The sequence below is a fragment of the Stenotrophomonas thermophila genome (genome assembly GCF_001499715.1).
Lineage (GTDB): Bacteria > Pseudomonadota > Gammaproteobacteria > Xanthomonadales > Xanthomonadaceae > Stenotrophomonas > Stenotrophomonas hibiscicola.
The window spans coordinates 83,817-108,681 of the sequence record NZ_CVIW01000045.1; the positions used below are offsets into that span (position 1 = coordinate 83,817).

At 63.9% G+C, this 24,865-nt stretch carries 24 protein-coding genes; 19 read left to right on the forward strand and 5 right to left on the reverse strand.

Going from position 1 to position 24,865, the window contains the following annotated elements; genetic code table 11:
* The first annotated feature begins 39 nt into the window (after nucleotides 1–39).
* From BN1263_RS16060 to BN1263_RS16070, 3 genes are all read left to right on the forward strand, one after another.
* Complete coding sequence (locus BN1263_RS16060; protein ID WP_058982521.1) at nucleotides 40–1,062, forward strand: lipid A deacylase LpxR family protein; 1,023 nt, start codon at nucleotides 40–42, stop codon at nucleotides 1,060–1,062.
* A gap of 79 nt (nucleotides 1,063–1,141) precedes the next feature.
* On the forward strand, nucleotides 1,142–2,056 hold the full coding sequence (locus BN1263_RS16065) for an SDR family NAD(P)-dependent oxidoreductase (protein ID WP_058982522.1): 915 nt from the start codon (nucleotides 1,142–1,144) through the stop codon (nucleotides 2,054–2,056).
* Between the two features lie 55 nt (nucleotides 2,057–2,111).
* A complete protein-coding gene (locus BN1263_RS16070; protein WP_058982524.1) occupies nucleotides 2,112–3,095 on the forward strand; it encodes a metal-dependent hydrolase in 984 nt (327 codons plus the stop codon).
* 37 nt (nucleotides 3,096–3,132) lie between these two features.
* On the opposite strand, the gene BN1263_RS16075 is transcribed toward BN1263_RS16070, so the two are convergent.
* Genes BN1263_RS16075 through BN1263_RS16095 form a run of 5 tightly spaced genes read right to left on the reverse strand, consistent with a single transcriptional unit; the run spans nucleotide 3,133 to nucleotide 8,150 of the window.
* Nucleotides 3,133–4,071, reverse strand: a complete 939-nt coding sequence (locus BN1263_RS16075) for an NAD(P)-dependent alcohol dehydrogenase (RefSeq protein WP_058982526.1) — start codon at nucleotides 4,069–4,071, stop codon at nucleotides 3,133–3,135.
* A 50-nt stretch (nucleotides 4,072–4,121) separates the two neighbouring features.
* Nucleotides 4,122–5,408: an alpha/beta hydrolase gene (locus BN1263_RS16080; protein WP_080398853.1), complete on the reverse strand. Its 1,287-nt coding sequence runs from the start codon at nucleotides 5,406–5,408 to the stop codon at nucleotides 4,122–4,124.
* Nucleotides 5,392–6,261 carry an aldo/keto reductase gene (locus BN1263_RS16085; RefSeq protein WP_058982528.1) on the reverse strand — a complete coding sequence of 290 codons (870 nt, stop codon included), beginning with the start codon at nucleotides 6,259–6,261 and terminating at the stop codon, nucleotides 5,392–5,394. The genes BN1263_RS16080 and BN1263_RS16085 overlap by 17 nt, the downstream gene beginning before the upstream one ends.
* A gap of 40 nt (nucleotides 6,262–6,301) precedes the next feature.
* Complete coding sequence (locus tag BN1263_RS16090) at nucleotides 6,302–7,549, reverse strand: alpha/beta hydrolase family protein (RefSeq protein WP_080398854.1); 1,248 nt, start codon at nucleotides 7,547–7,549, stop codon at nucleotides 6,302–6,304.
* Nucleotides 7,550–7,562: 13 nt separating this feature from the next.
* Nucleotides 7,563–8,150 (reverse strand): TetR/AcrR family transcriptional regulator, encoded by a 588-nt coding sequence (locus BN1263_RS16095; protein ID WP_260832979.1) that lies wholly within the window; start codon nucleotides 8,148–8,150, stop codon nucleotides 7,563–7,565.
* Nucleotides 8,151–8,369: 219 nt separating this feature from the next.
* Between BN1263_RS16095 and BN1263_RS16100 the strand changes: the two genes are divergently transcribed.
* From BN1263_RS16100 to BN1263_RS16175, 16 genes are all read left to right on the forward strand, one after another.
* Nucleotides 8,370–9,314 (forward strand): LysR family transcriptional regulator, encoded by a 945-nt coding sequence (locus BN1263_RS16100; RefSeq protein WP_058982533.1) that lies wholly within the window; start codon nucleotides 8,370–8,372, stop codon nucleotides 9,312–9,314.
* Nucleotides 9,311–9,586, forward strand: a complete 276-nt coding sequence (locus BN1263_RS16105) for an EexN family lipoprotein (protein WP_058982534.1) — start codon at nucleotides 9,311–9,313, stop codon at nucleotides 9,584–9,586. The genes BN1263_RS16100 and BN1263_RS16105 overlap by 4 nt, the downstream gene beginning before the upstream one ends.
* A gap of 223 nt (nucleotides 9,587–9,809) precedes the next feature.
* Nucleotides 9,810–11,813 carry a conjugal transfer protein TraG gene (locus BN1263_RS16110; RefSeq protein WP_058982536.1) on the forward strand — a complete coding sequence of 668 codons (2,004 nt, stop codon included), beginning with the start codon at nucleotides 9,810–9,812 and terminating at the stop codon, nucleotides 11,811–11,813.
* A complete protein-coding gene (locus BN1263_RS16115; RefSeq protein ID WP_058982538.1) occupies nucleotides 11,810–12,274 on the forward strand; it encodes a ribbon-helix-helix protein, CopG family in 465 nt (154 codons plus the stop codon). The genes BN1263_RS16110 and BN1263_RS16115 overlap by 4 nt, the downstream gene beginning before the upstream one ends.
* Nucleotides 12,271–13,296: a P-type conjugative transfer ATPase TrbB gene (trbB, locus tag BN1263_RS16120; protein WP_058982540.1), complete on the forward strand. Its 1,026-nt coding sequence runs from the start codon at nucleotides 12,271–12,273 to the stop codon at nucleotides 13,294–13,296. The genes BN1263_RS16115 and trbB overlap by 4 nt, the downstream gene beginning before the upstream one ends.
* Nucleotides 13,293–13,676 carry a TrbC/VirB2 family type IV secretion system protein gene (locus BN1263_RS16125; RefSeq protein ID WP_058982542.1) on the forward strand — a complete coding sequence of 128 codons (384 nt, stop codon included), beginning with the start codon at nucleotides 13,293–13,295 and terminating at the stop codon, nucleotides 13,674–13,676. Before trbB ends, BN1263_RS16125 begins: the two co-directional genes overlap by 4 nt.
* Entirely contained in the window at nucleotides 13,673–13,942 is a 270-nt protein-coding gene (locus tag BN1263_RS16130) for a VirB3 family type IV secretion system protein (RefSeq protein ID WP_058982544.1), read from the forward strand. The genes BN1263_RS16125 and BN1263_RS16130 overlap by 4 nt, the downstream gene beginning before the upstream one ends.
* Before the next feature lie 15 nt (nucleotides 13,943–13,957).
* A complete protein-coding gene (gene trbE, locus BN1263_RS16135) occupies nucleotides 13,958–16,450 on the forward strand; it encodes a conjugal transfer protein TrbE (RefSeq protein WP_058982545.1) in 2,493 nt (830 codons plus the stop codon).
* Nucleotides 16,447–17,184, forward strand: coding sequence for a P-type conjugative transfer protein TrbJ (gene trbJ / locus BN1263_RS16140; protein ID WP_058982547.1), 738 nt, complete (start codon nucleotides 16,447–16,449; stop codon nucleotides 17,182–17,184). The genes trbE and trbJ overlap by 4 nt, the downstream gene beginning before the upstream one ends.
* Before the next feature lie 11 nt (nucleotides 17,185–17,195).
* A complete protein-coding gene (locus BN1263_RS16145; protein ID WP_058982549.1) occupies nucleotides 17,196–17,489 on the forward strand; it encodes an EexN family lipoprotein in 294 nt (97 codons plus the stop codon).
* Nucleotides 17,486–18,850 carry a P-type conjugative transfer protein TrbL gene (trbL, locus tag BN1263_RS16150; protein WP_058982551.1) on the forward strand — a complete coding sequence of 455 codons (1,365 nt, stop codon included), beginning with the start codon at nucleotides 17,486–17,488 and terminating at the stop codon, nucleotides 18,848–18,850. Before BN1263_RS16145 ends, trbL begins: the two co-directional genes overlap by 4 nt.
* Before the next feature lie 12 nt (nucleotides 18,851–18,862).
* A complete protein-coding gene (gene trbF, locus BN1263_RS16155; protein ID WP_058982553.1) occupies nucleotides 18,863–19,567 on the forward strand; it encodes a conjugal transfer protein TrbF in 705 nt (234 codons plus the stop codon).
* Nucleotides 19,564–20,553 (forward strand): P-type conjugative transfer protein TrbG, encoded by a 990-nt coding sequence (gene trbG, locus BN1263_RS16160; RefSeq protein WP_058982554.1) that lies wholly within the window; start codon nucleotides 19,564–19,566, stop codon nucleotides 20,551–20,553. Before trbF ends, trbG begins: the two co-directional genes overlap by 4 nt.
* A 2-nt stretch (nucleotides 20,554–20,555) precedes the next feature.
* On the forward strand, nucleotides 20,556–21,839 hold the full coding sequence (locus tag BN1263_RS16165) for a TraB/TrbI/VirB10 family type IV secretion system protein (protein WP_058982556.1): 1,284 nt from the start codon (nucleotides 20,556–20,558) through the stop codon (nucleotides 21,837–21,839).
* The gene (locus BN1263_RS16170) at nucleotides 21,836–22,078 is read left to right on the forward strand and encodes a DUF2274 domain-containing protein (protein ID WP_058982557.1); all 243 of its coding nucleotides are present in this window, start codon (nucleotides 21,836–21,838) and stop codon (nucleotides 22,076–22,078) included. Before BN1263_RS16165 ends, BN1263_RS16170 begins: the two co-directional genes overlap by 4 nt.
* A gap of 1,490 nt (nucleotides 22,079–23,568) precedes the next feature.
* A complete protein-coding gene (locus BN1263_RS16175; RefSeq protein ID WP_058982559.1) occupies nucleotides 23,569–24,675 on the forward strand; it encodes a PIN domain-containing protein in 1,107 nt (368 codons plus the stop codon).
* Nucleotides 24,676–24,865: the final 190 nt, after the last annotated feature.

The window sequence follows — 24,865 nt, forward strand, 5'->3', positions numbered from 1 at the left end:
CCCCATGTAGCGAGTGAATCCCCTGCGTGGAAAGGCTGGATGGCGATTGGGGCGATGCTCTGGAGTGGCTCGGCGCTGGCTGAGGAGCGCTGCGACCGCAAAGGCATTGCGGCCGAATCCACAGTGAATCTGCGGATCGACAACGACATGTTCGGCGGTCTCGGGCAGGACCAGGGCTACTCCAATGGCTTCCTGCTCACGCTGGTTTCGCCGAACCTGATCCACCGTGCGGATGACCCATGCCTGCCCGATATCGCCAGACGGTTGAACCACGCGTTCTCCGGCTTGCAGCCTGGCGGGTTCGATGAGTTGAACATGACCATCGGGCTCGGTCAGACGATGTACACGCCTACCGACCGCGAGCCGCGCGAACTCATTGCGGACGACCGGCCTTACGCCGGCGCATTGATGTTCAGCGTGGGCTACAACGCTCGAAAAGGCGACGACCTACGGACTTCGCAACTGCGGTTGGGCATCGTGGGGCCTGCTGCCAAAGCCGGAGAAGTTCAGGACTGGTGGCACGGCGTCATTGGCGTGGACAGGTTCAATGGCTGGGACAACCAACTGCACAACGAACCCGTGGTGCAGTTCATTCACGAGCGGCGCAAGCGCTTCGCGTTGCAGCAGCCTGCTGGTCCATGGCGGTGGGATGCAATCGCCCATTGGGGCGGCAGTCTGGGCAACTTCGCCACCTACGCCAATACCGGGATTGAGTTTCGGTTCGGCTACTTGCTGCCGGACGACTTCGGTACGGCGCCATTGCGGCCGGCGGGTGAGAACACATCGCCGATCCGTACGAGCCCGACAGAGGGCTGGCGCGGCCACTTCTTCGTCGCTGCCGATGCACGTTGGGTCCTGCACGACATCACGCTCGACGGCAATACCTTCCGCTCCAGCCACAGCGTGGACAAGCGCCCACTGGTTGCAGACATCGGCTTCGGTTTCGCATTTACCCATGGTCACTGGCGTTTCGCCTTCGCGCGCTACCACCGGACCCGCGAGTTCGAGGGACAGCGCGAACGACCGGCCTTTGGGAGTTTCACCATTGGCAGGCGGTTCTGATGGACGAAATCGCGTTCTCGTTACAGCGACTAGAACGTCGCGCAGATGGCCTGACTCAAGGAGAAACGAAGTGAGACCCATGAGCTCGAAATACATCGTCGTGATGACCGGAGCCACAAGTGGCTTTGGCCGATTCACACTGCAGGATCTGGCCGCTTCCCCCGACACAAGGGTCATCATAGGCGCTCGTGGAGAAAATCGCGCCGCGCCGAAAGGCGTTGATGTGCTGCCGCTTGATCTTGCCTCTCTAGCCAGCGTCCGCGACTTTGCTGGCGCGGTGATACGGCAGCTTGGGGATGAGCGTATCGACATCCTTGTCCTCAATGCAGGCCTTCATGGCACACCCGCCGATCAGCGCAGCGCCGAGGGCTATGGCCTCACGTTCGCCGTGAATCACCTTGCTCACTATCTGCTGGCGCGCCTGCTGCTGCCGCATATCGCTGAGCAGGGTCGAGTGGTGATCACGTCGAGCAACATGCACAACCCGCCCATCAAGGCGATCGGGCCCAAGACGCTCGACCTTCGGGAGTGGGCGTATCCGTCGAAAGGCGGTTCGGGTGACGGCATACGCTCCTACACGGCCTCGAAATTGTGCAACCTCATGACGGCGTTGTGCCTGGCCAGACAGGACGCGGTGATAGCACGCCAGATTGATGTCATCGCTTTCAATCCTGGCCTTACGGGTGGCGCCGCCGGCCGTGAAGCGTCAGCTTTTCAGAAAGCGATTCTCGGCATCGTGATGCGCACGATCTTTCCTGTAGTCGGGCTCTTTCGTCCCGAGTTCGTCATGAACGCACCCGAACACTCGGGCAGGATGCTGGCTGACGTGGCACTGGGAACACTTTCCCCACCGAACGGACGCATCTACGTCTCCCTGGTCGAGGGAAAACCTACGTTCCCCGATCCCTCGGCGCTGGCATGCGATCGTGATGCACAAGACCGATTGTGGCGGGAGAGTGCCAATATGGTTGGTCTTGAGGAGTCACTCGCATGAGGTTCCCGAGAGGGTTGGTTCGCTCCATAGGTCACCTAATCGGGAGCTTTCTGCAATGGACAACCTGACTCATACCCTAGTCGGCGCGGCTTTGGGGCAGGCAGGGCTCAAGCGCCGGACAGCACTCGCAATGCCGGCATTGATGATCGGGGCGAATCTGCCCGACGTAGATGTTCTGTGTGCTTTCTTTGGCAACGGTCTCGTGTGCCGGCGAGGCTGGACGCACGGTCCGGTCGGATGGCTCGTCTTGCCCGCGGTTCTCACGCTCGCGCTGGTGTGGTTCGACCGATGGCAAACGCGCAGAGCGCCGAGGCCTGGCGCCAGGCCAGTCGTCAGGCCCCATCAGCTTCTGCTGCTCAGCTATATCGGCGCGTTGTCTCATCCTTTGCTTGACTTGATGAACAGTTGGGGCATCCGCCTTCTGATGCCGTTCTCGGAGCGATGGTTCTACGGCGATGCGCTTTTCATCGCCGACCCTTGGATCTGGCTCGCGCTTGGCTTGGGAATCTGGATGTCCCGACGCCGCGAGCGCTCGGGCACAAGCAGAGCCGAGCGTCCGGCGGTAGCTGCCTTGCTGGTGGCCACGCTCTACAGCGGGGCTATGGCTGCCGGCGGGCGGGTGGCGGAACAGCGTGTCGCTCGCCAGTTCAAGGTTTTGGGCCTGGGGCAGCCGCTGCAGGTGTTGGCCAACCCCGTCCTCGCCGACCCGTTTAGGCGCCGGATCATCGTGCGGACGGCGGATGCGTACGGCTTCGGCGACTTCCGCTGGCTTCCGTCGGCTCACTTGTCGTTGGATCGCCAACTCGTTCCTACGCATATGGACCAGCCGGCCATTGCCCAGGCGGCTCGGCAGAGCAAGGTGGTGGCCGATTTTCTGTATTGGTCGCGCCTGCCGTTTGCGACGGTCCACTCCAGCGCTGGAAGAACCGTCGTGACGGTCGGTGACGCGCGGTTCGGGGCGCGGCCGGATGCCGGAATTTTCTCGGTAACGGCCACCGTGCCGGCAGAGCAGGGCGCTCAAGCAGCTACCGATCATTAGCGACGCGTCATCGAGACGTCCAACTCGCCCGGCAGCCTCATTTGCCTTGCATGAGCAGCACGATCCGACCAGGCGGGCGCGGGCCGAGTTCCGCATTCCTGATGGTGGCCAAGGCATCGGTGAACGGTGCTTCCAAGCCGATCCATGAGCGCAGTTTGCCTTCGTTGGCCAAGCCTGCGAGTTCCTGTAGGTTCTTGAACCCTGCCGTGGCGAACACCATGCTGTAGCGCCCTGAAACGAAGCCGCGCAGCATCCTGCCAGGGGTGGGGTTGATGTCGACGAAGCGGCCTTTCGGTTTCAGCAACGCCAGTCCCTCGGAAACGGACAGCGTTCCGAGGGTGTCGAACACCGCGTCGTAACGCCCGTTCGATGCGAACGACGCCTTGTCCGCATAGGTGAATACCGGATCGACGCCGGCGGACCTGACGCTGGCCACGGAAGCTGGGCCGCAAGAGCCGCTGACGTGCGCGCCATGCGCCTGCGCCAACTGCACTGCGGCACTGCCCACGGCGCCACTGCAGCCATTGATGAAGATGCGCGAGCCCGGCTGCGCCTTGGCAGCACCGACGATGGCGGCCCAGGCGGTCGCCGCCGGAATGGGAATACATGCGGCCTCGCTGAACGAAAGGGAGGCGGGCTTGCGAACCACCAAGCGTGCGTCGGCATCAACGACTTCGGCAAACGCGCCCTGTTTCTTGATCTCCACCGTGCCGAACACTTCGTCACCGGCCCGAAAGTCTGTGACGTCGGTGCCGACCTGCTCCACCACACCAGCGAAATCCGAGCCCATGCCTTGCGGGAATTTTCTGCCGGTGACGATCTTCATGACGCCTTGGCGGATCTTCCAGTCGAGCGGATTGATGGCCGCAGCCTTGATCCGGACCCGCACCCGTCCCGGGGCGAGCTCCGGCAATATGTGCTCTCCCAATGACATCGTTTCGGGGCCGCCGTAGCGGCCGAATTGCACTCGTTTCATGGACCTTCCGTTTGCTGGTTGATTGCGGCCGTCTGGCTGCTTCTATGGGGCTATGGGTTCGAACTTGCCGAGGCATTGGAGTCCCCGGCGATGTTGGTGACGGCAGTCCGAGGACTCTCCTCGTTGCCCAGCGTGGCCAACATGACCGAAGTCTGCCAATCGAAGTACGGATTGAACGTGAGCCTCGCGTGGACCTTGCCGTCCTCGCGGTAGCCCCAATCCGAGTACCACACGGGCGCTCCCTGTTCGCAAGCTTGAGCCACGCGTTCGGCTTGACCGTTCAGACAGATGCGAAGGCTGCCCTTGTCGCCATAGAGCGGATTGGCCGGTGAGAACATCAGGCCCATGTGCGAAAACTGGCTGATGTGCTGCTCAGGAAGCCGGTCGCCTCGGATCAGGATGCGTGCAGCGTCGGTCAATGCCTTCGGTTTCGTTCCGTACCAGATCAACCGGCTTTGCGGATTCGTGAAACGACGCTGGAAGACATCGAGCAGGTAGTCCGTATCGAGAACGGAATCGTGCTGCGCGACCACCATGAAGACTGGCTTGTCGTAGGTCCGCTCGCGCAGCAGACGCCGCGCGATGACGCTGGTGCGATAGAACTGCGCGTATCCGTTGGTCGGCACGTTCATGTATCGCACTGGGGTTTGCATGGGGAACGAGCCATTGGGGCTCATCAGCCAGGGACGGACCAGCGCAGCCAGCGGCGCAACCCAGTCGAACGGCATGCTTTTGAAACCGGGCGAGAACAGCACCAGGCCCGCGATCTCTGGATGGCCGTAGGCGTACTCCAACACCAGGTTGGCGCCGGTGGAGAACCCGCCCAGGTACACCGGTCCGTCGACATCGTTCTCAAGCGCCAGCGTCTGCTCCTGGACGATGCGCTGCCATTGCTCGGCCGTCACGGCCAGCAGGTCGTCGGGGCGCGTGCCGTGCCCGGGAAGGAGTACCGTGCGCACGAGAAATCCCTGTGCGGCCAATGCATGCGCGACGTCATGGAACGACCAGGGCGAGTCGCCCAGTCCGTGGACCAACAGAATGCCTTTTTGTGGCGGCGCATCCATGCCTTGTGAAGCGGGGCGCCACTCCTGCGGACCGTTCCACTGCAATTCCGCTTCCTCGTCGGGCAGCTGGAAATTGCGCGCAGCGCGCATTGCCATGAGCGTTTCGCTTCGGTAGTCGTCGAAACTCACCGAAGCAATTGGCCCATCGACCTTTGGCGCCGTCGTGCAAGCGCCCAACAGGCTGGAGGCGGCCAAGGCAAGCGCCGCCAGCGCAAGAATTCCGAACAGGCGAGAGGCCCAAGGGCGACGCCCCGATTTACGCCAATTCGGCATGGTCTTCTTTCGTCAGGTGGATGTTGCCGGCTGCGATGTTCTCTTCCAGATGCGCGATGGCACCTGTACCGGGAATGGCGAGCATCACCGGAGAGTAGGCCAGCAACCAAGCCAGGGCGATCTGGGCGGTGGTGGCGCCATGCCGGGCGGCGATGCGCACCAGCCGCCCGTCGTCGAGCCTTTGCAAGCCGCCGCCCAGCGGGAAGAACGGGCAGAAGGCAATGCCATCGGCAGCGCATGCGTTCAACAGGCTGATGTCGTCGCGCTTGCCGAGGTGGAAGTGGTTCTGAACCGCCGCCACAGGCGCGATCGAGCGCGCCTGGGCGAGGTGCTCGATGTCGACATTGCTGATGCCAAGGTGCCGGATGAGCCCTTCCTCGCGCAGCTTGGCCAAGGCTTCGAAGCGCTCGGCCAGCGACTCGCCGTGCGGCACCGTCATTTCGCCGATGCGCAGGTACACCAGGTCGAGGCGATCCAGCCCCAGGCTGGCCAGATTCTCTTCGACAAGCCTGCGCATATCGGCGCCCGTGGCGGGCCGATGGCTGCCCTCCGTGTTGAACACGACGCCGACCTTGGTCGCGATCACCAAGCCGGAGTGATAGGGATGCAGCGCCTCTCGGATGAGTGGATTTGCGCGTACCGAACCATCGCTGCTCTGGTAGAACTCTGCGGTGTCGATCAGGTTGACACCGAGTTCCACGGCCCGGCGCAGCACCGCGCGTCCAGTTTCCGGGTCGCGCGCCGGGCCGCGAAAACCATTGCACGGCAGGCGCATGGCACCGAAGCCAAGCCGGTTGATGGGAAGATCCCCGCCAAGGCGGAACTCGTTGGGATTGGCAGCGGACGTGTTCATTACGTTCTCCTGTGAAGTTGGAATACGCGCGAGGCGCGAGTCAAGCGCGTCCAAGCCGCTCGGCGACCCGGTCGAAGATGTATTCGGTGGCCGTGGCGTAGCCCCCAATCTGGCAGTGCGACTGCGCCGTCGACGTTTCGTCGAACAACAGGTATTCCTTGGGGCACTGCAAGGCGTCATAGAACTTCTTGGCGCCGTGGAAGACCTCGCCGGTGCCGTCCAGGACGAACGTTTCGCAGGTCACTTGGTCCAGAATGGCCGAGTTGTCATAGGGCTGGAGGGCCTGCACTACATCCTTGATCGAGTTGGGCACGCCGTGCTTCCAGGCGTAGTCACTCACCAGATTCCGCAGCTGCTCAGGAAGCTCGGCCAGCGGCCGGTTAGCGAAATGTTCCAGTTGCTTGATGATCTCGCGCCCCCAGCTGATGTTGCCGGGGTCAGTGATGCAGAGCTTGATGCGTTTGTCGAACGCGGCGGCGCGGGGTGCCAGATAGCCGCCGAAACTCAAGCCCATCAACGCGATGTTGGACGCATCGATCTCGGAGAACTTTTCCAGCGCAAAGTCGATCAGTGGGCTGACGACCCTCTCCCAGTCCGGGCGGAACGTGAGATTGTTCAACCTCAGTGCGAATCCCTGGCCTGGACCATCGTAGGTAAGACAATGAATGCCGCGCTGAAGCGCGCCCTCGCAAACCCATCGCGTGTCTTCGGCCCAAGTATCCCGACCGGGCGTGACGATCAGCAGCGGAGCCTTTTCTTCCGCGTGGGGTGACCTGTAGAAATAGCCGGGAAGAAAGCTGCCCTCGTACGGGATTTCAATGCGCTCACCGGGGTAGCCGGACAGCTTTATATAGCGCTCGTAGCAGGTGGAGCTGGCGACTGCATACTCACGCATGCGCTTATCTTCGAACCGGCTGAAGTACAGCAGTGCGCCGCGCCAGTAAGTCGAAGCGCGGAGGTAAGCGGTCGATGCAGTAACCCGCTTGTCTTTCCTTTCCGCTTCTTCAGCCCTGTCTTGCAGCCGGCTGGCCAAGGTGGCCCACGCATTGATCCAGGATTCTTCATCGCTGCCGTTGAGCTGGTACACGACGTCCATGACTTCACCGAAATCGGTCATGCCGTAGGGCATCAGGCTCAACGTGTGTTTGATCAATGCATCAATCAGGACGTTGTCATTGAAGAATTGTGGTTGCGCCCAATGCTTTCCCGACAGTGACGGGGCACTTCCACTGGCGCTTTCTCCATTCATGCTGTTGGATTCGGTCGGATTCTTGCCTTGAGTGTTCATAGTTCGTCTCCTGCTACTTGGGCGCCCCGAGGGATGCGCCGTGGAGGAAAGTACTGACGGCTTGGTCGACGATCTCGTCGACCTCGCCATCGGACAACGGAGCGGAGGCCAAACCCGAGGCTGCGCGCAGCTTGGCGTTGCTGGCCACCATGCTGATGAACTGTTCGGCCAGCGACTGGGCAGGCACCGCGCTTGAGAGCCCCTGTCCAGGCAGCTGCTGCTGTTGCTGTTGCGCGATCCATGCAGCGAGAATGCTTACGGCCTTGCCGTAGCTGACGTCCCACATTGCTTGTGCGACATCGGGAAAGCGCCGCCCCTCGTTGACCAACAACCGGTGCAGCGCCAAGGTGCGTGGCGACAGCGCCGATTTCAGCAACTGCCTGCCCAGCCGTGGAAGCACATCCGCGGGTTGCCCGGTGATGTTTAGCTGTTCCAGCGGCTTCGCCACTTCCGCGCACAGGCGGGTCATCGCCTCCTTGAACAAGCCTTCCTTGCCGCCGAAGTGGCTGTAGATGGTGCTGCGCGAGCCGCCGACGCGATCGATCAGGTCATCCACGGCAACGCCATCGAAGCCGCGCTCGAGAAACAGTTCCGCCGCCACGGAAGTTAGATCCCGCAGGCGCTGAGCCCCCTTCGCAGTCCGGTGCTTGGGAGGGAGGGTTCGCTCTTTGTCAGCCAAGTCGGTTTGCCTTTGTTTGCTCTCAATATGTACTGTACTATACAGTACAAAACAGAGCTTGCCAACCACCTTGTCCTTTTCCAACCAAGGCGATCGCCACCGCTGGCTGGGGGCGGCCGCGACCAAAGAATGGATTGCGCGATGGAGATCAGGCATCTGCGATGCTTCATGGCAGTGGCGGAAGAGCTTCACTTCGCGCGGGCGGCTGAGAAACTGCACATTGAGCAGTCGCCGCTTTCGCGTGCCATCAAAGAACTAGAAGAGGATCTTGGCGTTCAGCTATTCGCCCGCACCACCCGCAGTACCCGACTGACGCGCGCGGGCCGAATGTTCCTGGAACACGTGCCTCGTGTATTTGCCTCGCTGCAGCAGGCTCGTGACAGTGTGAAAGCCGCCGCCAACGGCTTTCACGGCCAATTGCGCATCGCTTTGTCTGACGGCATCACGCCTACCTGCTTCTCGGCCCTCTTGGCACTTTGCCGACAGGAAGAGCCTGAGATCGAGATTCGCTTGACCGAGATTCCCTTGTCGCAGCAGATCAAGGGACTGTACGAAGATCTCTACGACGTGGGCTTTGCTCAGTTGGATGAAGCAGGTGATGGACTTCTTGCAGAACCGATCTGGCATGATCCATTGATGGTGGCGGTGCCTGCACGTCATCCGTTGCTCGCCTACAAGCGCATACCTCTGGACGAGATGCTGCGCTATCCCTTGGCACTCTGCGATCCGCAAGCATGCGAAGGACACGCCCGGCAAGTTGATCGCGCTTTGCGTCAATCGAGTCTGGAGCCGTTGATCGCCGAACGAGTGGCGTCGTTCGATCTGATGATGACCCTGGTATCGGCAGGTTTTGCGCTGGGATTGGCAGGCGCGTCGCAGATTGCCGCAGGCCGCGAACCAAGCGTGGTTGCCCGTCCACTTGCTGACCGTTCGCACGTGCTCACGACTTACCTGTTGCGCATGGATAGGGAGCCGTCGGATGCCTTGGCTCGTTTCATCGAACGAGTCTATGCCATTGAACCACCAAGAGGAAAAACCTCTGCTGTGCGAGAACGAACTGACCCACCTGAGGAGATTGAGCCATGAAGAGGATCATCCCACTTCTGCTTGCTGCAACGCTGGCGGCGTGCAGCAAACCAGAGCCAACCGAGACGAGTGGCAAGTCCGCGCCAATCGAAACGGCGGAATCGCTCGCCGCCAATCCCGAACGCCTGAAGGAACTGCGACAGCGGTGCAAGACAGACCGCGCCAAGCTGGGCGACGAACTATGCAACCGCGTGGCCGAGGCGACGAATCGGCGCTTTATGGGTGATGGCGAAACCCGATACACGCCGCCGAAAGAGCAGCCGAAATTCTGATCGTGGGCGAATAGGCACGGGTTTCCGCTTCCTCGCCCGATACGCCGCAATGTGCCCAAGCTTGCGGCGTCTTCCTGCTATTAGCCCTCGCGCGAAATCTTGCTTTTTCCTCGACCTTTGTCCCGATAACGGTCTTTGACCGGCCCTTTACCTGACCTCGATTCTCGCGGGTGTGGCACGCCTTTGTGTGCCGCATGCCACACGGGAGAAAGCGGAGGCCGGGATGCAGGGTCAAGGTGTGCTGTTCGGGCAAATCGGTGTCGTGTTGGGCATCGTGATCGCCGGCGTGTGGGGCGCCACACAATGGACAGCCGCCGCCCTGGGCTATCAAGTACGCCTGGGCTCGCCCTGGTTCGATTTCTTCGGCACGCCGGTCTATCTCCCTTGGCGGCTCTTCGAGTGGTGGTACTTCTACGGCGCCTATGCGCCGCGCGTCTTCGACACCGGCGGCGCCATCGCGGGCGGTAGTGGTCTGGTGGCCGTAGTGATCGCTATCGCGATGTCAGTCTGGCGTTCGCGGCAGTCGAAGCTGGTCACGACCTACGGCTCGGCGCGCTGGGCCGAAGCCGCCGACATTCGCAAGGCGGGTCTCGATAAGCCGGCCGGCGTTTTCCTCGGTCTGCATCGCGGCCAATACCTCCGGCATGAAGGGCCGGAACACGTCCTGACCTTCGCGCCGACGCGCTCGGGCAAGGGCGTCGGCCTGGTGGTGCCGACGCTGTTGAGCTGGCCGGCGTCCGCCGTCGTTCACGACATCAAGGGTGAGAACTGGCAGATCACCGCTGGCTGGCGCTCGCGCTTCTCGCATTGCCTGCTGTTCAACCCCACCGATGTGAAGTCAGCGGCCTACAACCCGCTGCTCGAAGTCCGACGCGGCGCGCATGAAGTGCGCGACGTGCAGAACATTGCCGACATTCTCGTTGACCCCGAAGGGGCGCTGGAGCGCCGCAACCATTGGGAGAAGACCTCGCATGCGCTGCTGGTCGGCGCCATCCTGCACGTGCTCTACGCGGGAGAGGACAAGACGCTGCGCGGCGTCGCCAATTTCCTCAGCGATCCAGCATGCCCGTTCGAGCTGACGCTGCACCGGATGATGACGACGCGGCACTTGGGGGATGCGTCGCATCCGGTGGTGGCCTCGGCCGCGCGCGAAGTTCTCAACAAGAGCGACAACGAGCGATCGGGCGTGCTGTCCACCGCCATGTCGTTCCTCGGCCTGTACCGCGACCCGACGGTGGCCGAAGTCACCTCACGCTGCGACTGGCGCATCGCCGACCTGATCGCATCCGAGCATCCCGTCTCGCTATATCTCGTCGTGCCGCCGTCCGACATCAGTCGCACCAAGCCGCTGGTGCGCCTGATCCTCAATCAGGTTGGACGGCGCCTGACCGAATCGCTAGACGGCAGTGACGGCATCGCGCGCCGCCACAAACTGCTGTTGATGCTCGACGAGTTCCCGGCGCTGGGCCGACTCGATTTCTTCGAGACGGCGTTGGCGTTCATGGCCGGCTACGGCATTCGCAGCTTCCTCATCGCGCAGTCGCTCAACCAGATCGACAAGGCCTACGGCCAGAACCATTCCATCCTCGACAACTGTCATGTCCGGGTGACGTTCGCCACTAATGATGAACGCACGGCCAAGCGCATCTCCGAAACGCTGGGCACGGCCACGGAGCTGCGCGCGCAGCGCAACTACGCCGGACATCGGCTGGCACCGTGGCTGGGCCACCTGATGGTGTCGCGGCAGGAAACGGCGCGACCGCTGTTGACGCCGGGCGAGGTGATGCAGCTCCCGCCCGACGAGGCCGTGGTGATGGTGTCCAGCGTGGCCCCCATCAAGGCGATGAAGCTGCGTTACTACGCTGATGCCAACTTCAAGCGGCGCGTGCTCCCACCGCCCGCACTTGCTGCCGGGCGCTACTTGGATGCGCCGCCAGCCCGGCCCGACAACTGGAGCGGGCTGGCCATCCCCGCCGTTCCGGCTGCGTCCGCCACCGTCGGCCTGGTGGACGACGACACCGGCACCGCGGATGACGGCGGCCCGCGCCGGCAGCCGGAGCTATCCGAGGTCGCCGAGTACAGCCCCGAACCGCGGCCGGCCGACAACGACCTGGCGCTGCTCGATGACGACGCCCTGCCGTTGCCGCTTCCTCGCCAACTAGACCCGGCCATGCAGCGCACGGCTCGGCTGGCGTCCCTCGACCCCGACGACGGAATCCAGCTATGAGCCAGTACCGTCTCAACCTGTTCATTCCGCCCGAGCACGCCAAGCGCCTGGACGAACTGGCTGCCAAGAAAGGCGTGTCCAAGTCGTCCATCGTCGCGGCGGCGCTGGCGTCCTGGCTGTCGCCCGACGCGGGCGACCAGCGCGAAGCCGCCATCGCCAAGCGGCTCGACCGGCTGTCGCGCCAGTTCGAGCGTCTGGAGCGCGACCAGAACATCGAGATTGAGACGCTGGCGCTGTTCGTCCGCTATTTCCTGACGGTCAGCACGCCGGTGCCCGAAGCCCATCAGGAAGCGGCCCGTGCACAGGGCAAGGCGCGCTTCGAGCAGTTCGTCGAACAGCTTGGCCGCCACCTGCTGCGTGGGCGCAGCCTGGTGCGCGACGTGGTGGAGGAACTGCAGCCGGATACGGCACGGCTGGACGATGCGGCGGCGCTGGCCGAGGCGCAGGAGCGTGCGTCATGAGCGCCGTACCGCAGTCCTTTACTACCACGTCGCTCGACCGGCGCATCCGCATGTTGCGCACGGCGATGGGGCCGCTGATCGCCGCCGCGCTGGAAGACCCGGACGTGGTGGAAATCATGCTCAACCCCGACCACACGCTCTGGGTTGATCGGCTGTCGTCGGGTCGCGCGCCGCTTGGCGCGGAGCTGTCCGAGGCGGACGGCGAACGCATCATCCGTCTGGTCGCCGCCCACGTCGGTGCGGAAGTGCATCGTGGCCAGCCGCTGTTGACCGCCGAATTGCCGGAAACGGGCGAGCGCTTCGAGGGCATCCTGCCACCGGCCGCGCCGGGGCCGGCCTTCGCGTTGCGCAAGCGTGCGGTTGGCGTCATCCCGCTGGAGCGCTACGTCACCGATGGGATGATGACCGTCGAGCAGGCTGCGTTCCTGCGCGGCGCGGTACGCGAGCGGCAGAACGTCCTGATTGCCGGTGGCACCAGCACCGGCAAGACCACGCTTGCCAATGCTCTGCTCGCGGAAATCGCCGCCACCGGCGACCGCGTGCTGGTGCTCGAAGACACGGTGGAACTGCAATGCGCGGCGCGCGACCACGTGCCGCTGCGCACGCGCGCCGGCGTCGTGTCCATGACCGAGCTGGTGCGCGCCACGATGCGCCTGCGCCCCGACCGCGTGATCGTCGGCGAGGTACGCGGCGGCGAGGCGCTGGATCTCATCAAGGTATGGGGCACCGGCCACCCCGGCGGCATCGCCACGATCCATGCCGGCTCCGCGCTGGGCGCGCTCCTGCGCCTAGAGCAACTGATTCTCGAAGTGGCCGTGAATCCGCCGCGGGCGCTCATCGCCGAGGCCGTCAACGTCGTGATCCACATCGCCGGTCGCGGCCGCCAGCGCCGCATCGAGAGCATCGCCCGCGTCCTTGGCTTCGACGGCGTGGGCTACCGCCTGGCGGACGCGCTGGAGGCGCCGCTTCCCGAGCTACCGCTGTCTTTCCCGTCCCCCGACCACCTTGGAGAACTGCCATGACGCAGACGCATGCCCCTGCTTTCCGCCTTTCCGTAAATCCGGCTTCGTGTTCGGCGCGCCTGCGCCGCTTGGCCGGGCCAGCGCATCACGGTCTGCTGCTGGCCGCCGTGATGCTGATGACAGCCGGCACGGCGAAGGCCGCCGGCTCCTCGATGCCCTGGGAAGGGCCGCTGCAGTCCATCCTCGAATCCATCCAGGGGCCGGTCGCGCGCATCGTCGCCGTCATCATCATCATCGCCACGGGCCTCGCGCTGGCCTTTGGTGACACGTCGGGCGGTTTCCGCAAGCTCATCCAGATCGTCTTCGGGTTGAGTATCGCCTTCGCGGCGTCCTCGTTCTTCCTGTCGTTCTTCAGCTTCTCCGGCGGGGCCGTCGTATGAGCGCGACCATAGACCTGCCGGGCTTCGAGGTGCCGCTGCATCGCTCGCTGACCGAGCCGATTCTGTTGGGCGGCGCGCCGCGCACCGTGGCCATCGCCAACGGCACGCTGGCCGCCGCCGTGGGCTTGGGCCTGCAACTGTGGATTCCCGGCGTCGTGCTCTGGATCGTCGGCCATTCGCTGGCGGTGTGGGGCGCGCGCGTCGATGCGCAGTTCATGCCTGTGTTCGCCCGGCACATCAAGCACAAGCCGCTGCTGGACGTGTGACGGGAGGACGCCGCGATGCTGAATCTCGCCGAATATCGCCAGCGCCCGGCCTTGCTCGCCGACTGGCTGCCGTGGGCTGGTTTGGTCGCGCCCGGCGTGGTGCTGAACAAGGATGGTTCGTTCCAGCGCACGGCGCGGTTCCGTGGGCCTGATCTCGACAGCGCGACGCAAGGCGAGCTGATCGCCACGACGGCGCGCTTGAACAATGCGCTGCGCCGGCTCGGTGCCGGCTGGGCGCTGTTCGTCGAGGCCGAGCGCCGTCCGGCGGCGGACTATCCGCACTCGGATTTCCCCGAACCGCTGTCCTGGCTGGTGGACGAGGAACGCCGCGCGACCTTCGAGGGTGAGACCGAGGACGAAACGCTCCGAGGGAGCGTTTCGCGGTCGAACGGCAACCACTTCGAGAGCGGCTATCACCTCACGCTGCAATACCTGCCGCCGGAGGAGTCCCGCGCCCGCGCGGCCAAGCTGCTCTACGAGAACACACCGACCGCCGGCGTGGATTGGCGCGAACGCCTGACCGCGTTCGTCGCGGAAACCGGGCGCATCTTCGACCTGCTCGACGGCGTGATGCCGGAAATCGACTGGCTCGACGACGCCGACACGCTGACCTACCTGCACACGACCGTCTCGACGCGGCGCTACCGCATCGACGTGCCGGCTGTGCCGTTCCATCTCGATGCGCTGCTGGCTGACATGCCGCTGGTTGGCGGCCTTGCACCGATGCTGGGCGACGCACACCTGCGCGTGGTGACGGTGCGTGGCTTTCCGACCTCGACCTGGCCGGGGATTCTCGATGACCTCAACCGGCTGGGCTTCGCCTACCGCTGGAGCACGCGCTTCCTGTGCATGGACAAGGCCGAGGCCGAGAAGGAGCTGGGCCGCCTGCGTCGGCAGTGGTTCGCCAAGCGCAAGAACGTCCTGGCCCTGCTGCGCGAGACGATCTTCCAGCAGGAAAGCCCGCTGGTTGATACCGACGCCAGCAACAAGGCTGCCGATGCGGACGCCGCCCTGCAGGAGCTGGGTAGCGACCAAGTGGCCTTCGGCTACGTCACTGCCACGGTGACGGTGCTCGATGTCGACGCCGACGTGGCCGACGAGAAGCTGCGCAGGGTGGAGCGAGTCATCCAGGGCCGCGGCTTCGTGACCATCCCCGAAACCCTCAATTCCGTGGAGGCGTGGCTATCGTCGGTGCCGGGCAACGCCTACGCCAACGTGCGCCAGCCCATCGTCTCGACGCTGAACCTGGCGCACCTGATGCCGGTGTCGGCGGTATGGGCCGGGCCGGAGAAGAACGACCACCTCGACGGCCCGCCGCTGATCGTTACCCGCACCGAAGGCGCGACGCCGTTCCGGCTGGTGACGCACGTCGGTGACGTGGGCCACACGCTGGTCGCCGGCCCGACCGGCATGGGTAAGTCCGTCCTGCTCGCCACGCTGGCGATGCAGTTCCGCCGCTATCCCGGTTCGCGCATCTTCGCCTTCGACATGGGCCGCTCCATGCGGGCGACGGCGCTGGGCCTCGGTGGCGAGTATTACGAGCTCGGCGCCGATGGCGCGATCGCGTTCCAGCCACTCGCGCGCATCGACCAGGAGGGCTATCGCACCTGGGCGGCCGAGTGGGTCGAAGGCCGCCTGTCGCACGAAGGCGTCGCCGTCGGCCCCGACGAGAAGGTGGCCATCTGGTCGGCACTCGGCAGTCTCGCCGGTGCGCCAGTCGAACAGCGCACGCTCACGGGCCTGTCGGTGCTGTTGCAGTCGAACGCGCTGCGCCAGGCGCTCTCGCCCTACGTGCTCGGCGGCGCGCACGGCAAGCTGCTCGACGCCGACCACGACCGTCTGGGCGCGGCCGACGTGCAGTGCTTCGAGATGGAGGAGCTGATGCACAGCAAGGCCGCGGTACTGGCCGTGCTGGGCTATCTATTCGCGCGCTTCGAGGAGCGTTTCGACGGTGCGCCGACGCTGCTGATCCTCGACGAATCCTGGCTGTTTCTCGACGACCCGGTATTTGCCGCGCGCATCCGCCAGTGGCTCAAGACGCTGCGCAAAAAGAACGTCAGCGTCATCTTCGCCACGCAGTCGCTGGCCGACATCAAGGATTCGAGCATCGCGCCGGCGATCATCGAGAGCTGCGCCAGCCGCATCTTCCTGCCGAACCCGCAGGCCACCGAGCTGCAGATTCGCACGATCTACGAAGGCTTCGGCCTCAACAGCCGGCAGATCGAGATCGTCGCGACTGCGCAGCCCAAGCGTGACTACTACTACCAATCTCGCACAGGCAATCGCCTGTTCGACCTCGACCTGGGGCCGGTCGCACTCGCATTCGCGGGTGCTTCGACGCCCCAAGACCAGCGCGCCATCGACGGCGTGCTGCGCGATGCCGGCGCTTTCGGCTTCGCCGGCGCCTGGTTGCGTCATCGCGGCCTCGATTGGGCGGCCGACCTGCTGCCGTCCGCGCCCTCCGCCGCGTCCTTTCTCGCTCGTCAACCCCAGGAGATTTCGCCATGAAAACCCGTGTGCTTTCCACGGCGCTTGCCGCCGTGCTGTCCGGCTCGCTGCTGCTCGCGCAGCCGGCGTCGGCCATCACCGTCATCGACCCGACCAACCTCGTGCAGAACACGCTGACCGCGATTCGCACGATGGAAATGATCGAGAACCAGATCAACCAGCTCCAAAACGAGGCGCAGATGCTCGCCAATCAGGAGCGTAATCTGGCGAGCCTGCCGTTCAACGTGGCCAACCGGTTGCGCTCGACGCTCGCCACCACCGAACGGCTGATCGCTCAGGCGCAGGGACTGGCGTTCGAGGTGCAGAGCATGAACGCCGAGTTCGCGCGTTTGTATCCAGAGCAGTACGCCGCCACCGTAAGCGGCAACCAGATGTACCAGGATGCGCGCCAACGTTGGCAGAACACGCTCAACGGGTTGCAGACCGCGATGCAGATGCAGGCGCAGGTGTCGCAGAACCTGTCCGACGACGAGGGCGTGCTGGCCGACCTGGTGAGCCAGAGCCAGTCCGCGACCGGCGCGTTGCAAGCCACGCAGGCGACCAACCAGCTTCTGGCCCTGCAGGCGAAGCAATCCATCCAGACGCAGCAGCTCCAGCTCACGCAGGGCCGTGCGACGGCGCTGGAACTGGCACGGCAGGCCGCCGCCGTCGAACGTGGCCGCGAAGTGACGCGGCGCTTCCTCGGCACGGGCACGGCGTACACGCCGCAGCCCGTCACCTTCTACGGCAACTGACGGACACGGCCATGAAACGTGCGCCCGTCCTGTTCGCCTTCGCGTGCCTGCTGGCCAGCTGCGGCCGGCCGCAGGCGCTGTCGGTCGATGCGCTCGCCGCCGACCCGGCGCGGCTGCACGCGCTCACCGCGCAGTGCCGCCGCGGCGAGCAGGACGGCGCGTTCTGCGCGCGGGTCGCGCAAGCCGACCTCCGCCGCTTCCTTTCCGGGCAGGCCGGCCCGGACGAATACCAGACGCTCGCCGACCTGCCGCCGATTCCGGCCAGCTTCGACGAACCCATCGCCGCAGTGGAGGGCCGGCAATGAACGACGTCGCCATCATCGATCGCTTCCTCAACACGTTCTCCACCTACATCGACTCCGGCTTCGGCCTGCTGCGCGGCGAAGTCGCGTTCCTGACCGCGACGCTGGTGGCCATCGACATGACTTTGGCCGGTCTCTATTGGGCGCTTGGCCACGCCACCGGTCAGGGCGAGGACGTGATAACCAAGCTCATCCGCAAGGTGCTCTACGTCGGCGCCTTCGCCTACATCATCGGCAACTTCAACTGGCTGGCCAGCATCGTGTTCCGCTCGTTCGCGGGCCTGGGCATGACCGCCACCGGTTCGCTGAGCATGGAGACGTTCCTGCAGCCGGGACGGCTGGCCAAGACCGGCATTGATGCCGGCATGCCCATCCTCGACCAGATCAGCGAGATGGCCGGCTTCCCGGAAGTGTTCATCAACATGACGCCCATCGTCGTGATGTTCCTCGCCTGGCTGGTGGTCATCGTCTGTTTCTTCGTGCTGGCGGTGCAACTCTTCATCACGCTGATCGAGTTCAAGCTGACCACGCTCGCCGGCTTCGTGCTGGTGCCGTTCGCACTCTGGAACAAGACCGCGTTCCTTGCCGAAAAGGTGCTCGGCAACGTCGTGTCGTCCGGGGTCAAGGTGCTGGTGCTGGCCGTCATCGTCGGCATCGGTACGGGGCTGTTCGCTGAGTTCCAGGTGACGCCGGACGAGCCGTCCATCGACCACGCATTGGTCGTGATGCTGGCCTCGCTTGCCTTGCTGGCGCTCGGCATCTTCGGGCCGGGCATCGCCACGGGGTTGATTTCCGGCGGGCCGCAACTCGGTGCCGGCGCGATGGCCGGCGCAGCACTGGGCGCAGCGGGAACCGCCGTCGCGGTCGGCGCGGCTGCTACCGGCGTCGGCGGTGCCGTGGCGGCCGGGGCGCGTATGGCGCCAGCCGCCGCGAAGATGGCCGCCAGCGGCGCGCGTGCCGCTGCTTCAACCGCTGGTAGTGCGCGATCGGCGTTCCAAGCCGGTTCTGCCGCTGCCGGCGGCGGCGCGAAAGGCGCAATGGCGGGCCTGGGAAACGTCGCCAAGACCGGCGCCAAGGCAGTCGGCCAGAAGGCCGCTGCCGGGGTGCGTTCGTTCGGGCAACGCGCTGCCGCCGCGTTTCGCGCGGACGGCGCTGGGCCCGCAGGCGGTGCTGCCGCATCAGGTCAAGCCGCCAGCGGAGAAGCCCCGACCAATCCCGCCGGCCAACAGCAACCCGCGTGGGCCAAGCGGCTGCATCGCCGCCAGCAGATTGCCCATGCCGCCACCACCGCCGCGCACACGCTGCGCGGTGGAGACGGCGGCGGCTCGGCACAAGGACCGAGCCTGGGCGATTCCGATTCATAAGGAGAACGAGCGATGCGATTCAAGCGACCGCAGGTGCGCTACGCCGATACGCCGCAGCCTGCCACCCCGTATCAAACCGCCGCGCAGGCGTGGGACGAGCGCATCGGCTCGGCTCGCGTGCAGGCGAAGAACTGGCGGCTGATGGCCTTCGGCTGCCTGGTGCTCGCGCTGCTGATGGCCGGCGGCCTGGTCTGGCGCTCGGCGCAGTCCATCGTCACGCCCTACGTGGTGGAAGTGGACAAGACTGGCCAGGTACGCGCGGTGGGCGAAGCCGCCACGCCGTACCGGCCGGCCGACGCGCAGATCGCCTACCACTTGGCGCACTTCATCACGCTGGTTCGCTCGCTTTCCGTCGACCCCATCGTGGTGCGGCAGAACTGGCTCGACGCCTACGACTACACCACCGACCGCGGCGCGGCCGTGCTCAACGAGTACGCACGCACCAACGATCCGTTCGCGCGCGTCGGCAAGCAGTCGGTGACGGTGCAGATCACCAGCGTCGTGCGTGCCAGCGATGCCTCGTTCAACGTGCGCTGGACGGAACAACGGTTCGTCAACGGCGCACCGGCTGGCACCGAACGCTGGAACGCCGTGGTTTCCATCGTCCAGCAAACCCCGCGCACTGAGCAACGCCTGCGCAAGAACCCGCTCGGCATCTACGTCAACGGCCTGTCCTGGAGCCGCGAGCTGGATGCGTCCGAAGGAGCCAAACCATGAACTCGCATTTCCGTACTTACGCTTTCGTGCTGACGCTCGTGGCCCTGTCGGGCTGCGCCTCGCAGGGCAAGCCGCCACCGCGCATTTCGCTCGATGCGCCGGTCCAGGCTCAGCCGCTGCCCGAACCGCCCAAGCCGGTCGAAGTGGTGGAGGTGCCGACGGTGCTGCCGATGCCAGCGCAGATGAAGCCGCTGCCGGAGCCGGACGACACCAAGCCCGCACCGGAACCCGCCGACGAAACCGTGCGCGTGTCGCGCGCCAACGCCGAGGCGCGCATCGCGCCCACGCGCGAGGGCTACGTCAATGCGATTCAGGTCTGGCCGTTCACCGATGGCGCGCTGTATCAGGTCTATGCCGCGCCGGGGCGCGTCACCGTCATTTCGCTCCAACCCGGCGAAGAACTGGTGACGGTAGCCGCCGGCGACACCGTGCGCTGGATCGTCGGCGACGCGTCCAGCGGCGCCGGCAATGAGCTGCGCGTCAGCGTGCTGGTGAAGCCCATCCGTTCGGGCCTCAAGACGAATCTGGTCATCACCACCAGCCGGCGCACCTACCTGATAGAGCTGACCTCGACCGACAAGGCGTGGATGGCCTCGGCGTCCTGGGACTATCCGAAAGACCGGATGCTGGCCTTGCAGCGTCAGGTGCAGGCCGCACAAGCGGCGGCTCCGGTCGATAGCGGCTTGTCGCTGGAGAACATCCGCTTCCGCTACGCGATCAGCGGCAGCAATCCGCCGTGGAAGCCGCTGCGCGCCTTCGACGACGGCGAGAAGGTCTATATCCAGTTCCCGCCCGGTATCGCCCAAGGCGAACTGCCGCCGCTGTTCGTTATCGGCGCGCAGGGTGACGGCCAACTCGTCAACTACCGCTTCCGTTCGCCGTACTACATCGTGGACAGGCTGTTCGGCGCGGCCGAACTTCGCCTGGGCGGCGACAAGGGCGACGTGGTGCGCATCGAGCGCACGGATGGCACGCGGGGGAACTGACCATGAGCCAGGACGAAACCCCGGACGTGCCCATTCCCGATGCCGCGCCGAAGGTCGCACCGGAGAACGTGATGCTGCGGGCGCAGCCGCGCCCGGTGACGCGCCTCAATCGGCGCACGCTCGCCGTTCTCGCCGGATGCCTGGCGGTCGCGGTCATGGCTGCCACAATGTGGTCGCTGCAACCGAAACCGCGACGCAGCGACAGCGACCCGGCTGAGCTTTACAACGTCGACCGCGTATCGAAGTCCGAAGCACTCGACCAACTCCCCACCGACTACTCCAAGCTGCCGCCGAAGGTGCCGGAGCTGGGGCCGCCGCTACCGGGCGACTTGGGGCCGGCCATCGTGAAGTCGCAGCCGCCGGCGGTGGCCAGCTACTCGCCACCCGGCCAGGACGCGGCGGCGGCCGAGCGCGATGCACTGCGCAAGGAGGCCGAAGCGGCGGCGGGTTCGTCGGTGTTCTTCCGCTCCGGCAATCAGCACGCCACCGCCGCACCCGCGCAGGCCACTTCGGCCGTGCCGGCTTCCGGCCCGGCGGGCTTCGACCCGCAGGCCGCCGGGCCGGCCTCGACGGCGGCGCAGCCCGCCGACCCGACCGCCGTGCAGAACCGGCAAGACCAGAAAGAGGCGTTCCAGAAAGCCGGAATCACGGAAACCCGCAATTCCGGCAACCTGCAAATGCCGGCCTCGCCGTATCAGGTGATGGCCGGGACAGTGATCGCGGCGGCGCTGGTGACGGGCATCAAGTCCGACCTGCCGGGCGATGTGATTGGCACAGTGACGGAGCCTGTGTACGACACCGCAACCGGCCGCTACCTGCTGATCCCGCAGGGTTCACGCATTTTCGGCCGCTACAACAGCCAGGTTGCCTATGGGCAGAGCCGGGTTCAGGTCGTCTGGAACCGGATCATCCTGCCGGACACGTCTTCGCTGACGCTCGACAACCTGGCCGGTACCGACCAGGCCGGCTATGCCGGCCTGGAGGATGGCGTCGATTGGCATTGGGATCGCATCTTCGCCGGCGCGGCGCTGACGACGCTGCTGGGCGTCGGCGCCGAGCTGGCGGCGCCGGAGAATAGGCAGGACGGCGATCGCGTCATCATCGCCGGGCGCGACAGCTTGCAGGACAGCGTGAACCAGGTCGGGCAAGAGATGACCCGGCGCAATCTCAACATCCAGCCGACTTTGACCGAACGGCCCGGCCTCCCGGTGCGCATCATCGTCAACCGCGACCTGGTACTGCGGCCGTACCAGCCGCTGTTCTTCAACCGGGGGACTTCGCGATGAGCACGACGCGCAGGCTGCGGCTGGGGCCGCTGCCGAAAACCGAGAGCATCAAGCTGACCTTCGCATGCCCGGCCAGCCTCAAGGCCGACCTCGACCGCTACGCGGCGCTGCACGCGCAGACCTACGGCGAGGCGGTCGATGCCGTGGCGCTGATCCCGCACATGCTGGAGGCGTTCATGGTCGGGGATCGCGGTTTCAGGAGGGGAGGGCACGCAGCTCCGAAGCCTGCGACGAAGTGACGAGTGCAGGAAGACCGCTGCGCTCGCCTGCGCTATCCTAGAGGCCGATTGACGATGGTGTTGCCAGAGTCGTCGCCCCTCAAATCCCTCCATCTTCCGTGCCAGACAAAGGTCTTGCCGGGTGACGGTAAAAGCGACGGTAAGGCCTCATGTCGATCACAGCCAATCCCTTTAACCACGCGGGTTTGGGTGGCCTGTTGATGATGGAGTGGGAATGAGTTGAAAGAACGAGGGCGCCGAGAGGCGCCCTTGTTGTTTAAGGTGTCCGCTATCCATCAGGCAAATGGCAGGTAGTGGGGCAGCTGTTCTCCCAATGGTCTCATCGTTCGTGAGGTGGAGTTTGTACACATGCATTGATAACGCATCGAATATGCACTACTCAATGAGTTGACCCTTCTCAGGGGCACAATCATGACCCGGCACTCTACCAGTTCCTGGCGACACCTCACCGAACGGATAGAAACTACGACTCACCTAGACGGGCTAGCTGATCTGGTACTCAGTCGATTTCTTGATGGGGTTCTTGGAAGAGGCGCCTACTGGGTGAGCGGCGCCTACGCATCGAATCACCAAGATGCTTGGATGCGAGGCCGTGGCCTTCTTTTGAGCCGAACGGATGTCGTCTGGAGCGTTGCTCGGTGGCCGAGCCTCTCCGGATCCTGTTACATGCCGAGTTGTTAGTCTGACACTAAGGCCCTAAGATCAACCCGCGTCAAAGACCGATCCCGCTATGAGGTGCGTTTTGAATGCGGGATATAAATGGGGGATACAGCGGAAACCATGTGACAATGAGCTAGGCGGCTGGGATCTTTCAACACAGGAGGTGTGATATGGCTCTCTACAAATACGCGAACCGTTTGGCCCAGTCGCAGCATGCTGCGTTCGATGCAACGCATACGCCGGGTACGAGCGCACCGCACCCAGGAATATACCGCTGCACATCCTGTGGAGATGAGATTGCAATCGCAGGTGGCCACACACTTCCGCCTCAAAACCATCAGCAGCACGATCCCGCCAACGGTCAGATCAGGTGGCAGCTTCTAGTTTATCCAGTGCAGCAGGGCTAGCGAAAAACCTGGTGGTAGTGTTCCCTCTCGACCCAAAGCGGACATCTGTAAGTCTACCGGAGCGAGCTTGCGGTGGGGCCCGGTGGCGGAGAGCTTCTTCAGCGCAATGAAGAAGGAGTGACTCTAACGGCTGTGCAAGCCGACAGGCCACCGGATCAGATGTCTTTGACTACATTGTGGTGCTTTACAACCCAGTCCATCTGCTTAGTTCTGCTTATGCTCTGTCAGTTGTAGAGTTTGATCTGTGTAACACGCAAAGCGGTTCCTGAGTGTCTGTGGAACTCTGGCCGGTCGAGTCTGCTCAATCGGCATGCCAGTCAACAAGCGGCAACCGATATGTCGGGACTAATAAGGAGCACCGGATACCGCGCTTCGGGCGCGTTTAGCGATACACCTCAGACCACAGAACCCTATGGAATCGCAATGCCCGCACTTCATATCTTCATCGACACCAATGTATTTCTGAACTTCTACTCATTCCCAGAGGACAAATCCTCTGTACTTGAAGCCCTTATCAAGGTCCTCGGGCCGAGCAAGATCAATCTTCACTTGCCTAAGCAGGTGGAGGATGAATTCTGGAGGAACCGGGAGTCGAAGATTCACGCGGCGGTACTCGAGTTCAGAAATGCCAACCTTCCCACAGCGGTTCCGAACCATATGCGAGGTGCCGAAACTGCCACTCATTACAAGGACGCAATCGACGCAGCAGAGAGCGCTCGGAAGAAGCTTGTCGCGCACGTGTTGGGCTTGGCCGTTCTAGGAAAGCTTGAGATCGACACGCAGGTCACGGAAGTGTTCGCACGGGCAGTAAGATACCCTGATTCGGACCAGGTATTGGCTAGGGCTGTGGCCAGAATGCATAAAGGAAACCCCCCGGGTAAGGTTGGAAACATCGGGGATCGTTACAACTGGGAGATGTTGCTGGAGCAGGCGCCTAATGAGGATCTCTATATCATAACGAAAGACGGTGATTTCAGTTCTTTGCTTGGAACTTTGGACAAGAATCCTCGCCCGATGGCGTTCTTGGCCAAGGAGTGGGCGGAGAAAGCGCCTGGGCGTAATTTGTATGTCCATACTTCTATCCAGGCGCTTTTGAGTCACTACGAGAAGCTTGCAGCCCAACCTCAGGAACCCCAGGTGCCTGTGGAGACTGCGGTACCCGCTCCAGTTCCAGTGCCGGAGGTGGTGCCTCAGCTTTCTGTCACGCCGGTGCCTAATGCCGCCGATCTGATGGTCCAGCAGGCCAAGCAAGAGGCGATAAGCGCCCTGGTTAAGAGTGAGAGCTTCGCGCAAACCCATCAGGCGATCGCTACGCTTAGTTCGCTAATGAACTGGATCAATGTGGCGGAAGCGAACAAGCTTTTCGAGGCCGCCTTGGAGAACCACCAGATTAAATGGATCCTAACGGATTCGGATGTCAATGGCTTCTACCTCGACCTGCTGAACAAGCACTCACTACACGCGGAAGATGAGCTGGTCAACTTGATGATTGAGGAGCTCGGACTCCTGACCGATGACGATCCATTTTGATGATTGAGGAGTTCGGATTCCTGATCGATGAAGATCCTTGGAGGTGACGTGCCGTGGGGTCGTCTAGACAATGCTCTCGGAGGCTCGGTGTTCACACGCTACGACGCCACCAGATGGCGGGAGAAGACCGTCGCACACTGTGCCCGTCACGCGGTAGAGCCGGGTAAGCGCGGAATCGAGATGTGAACTT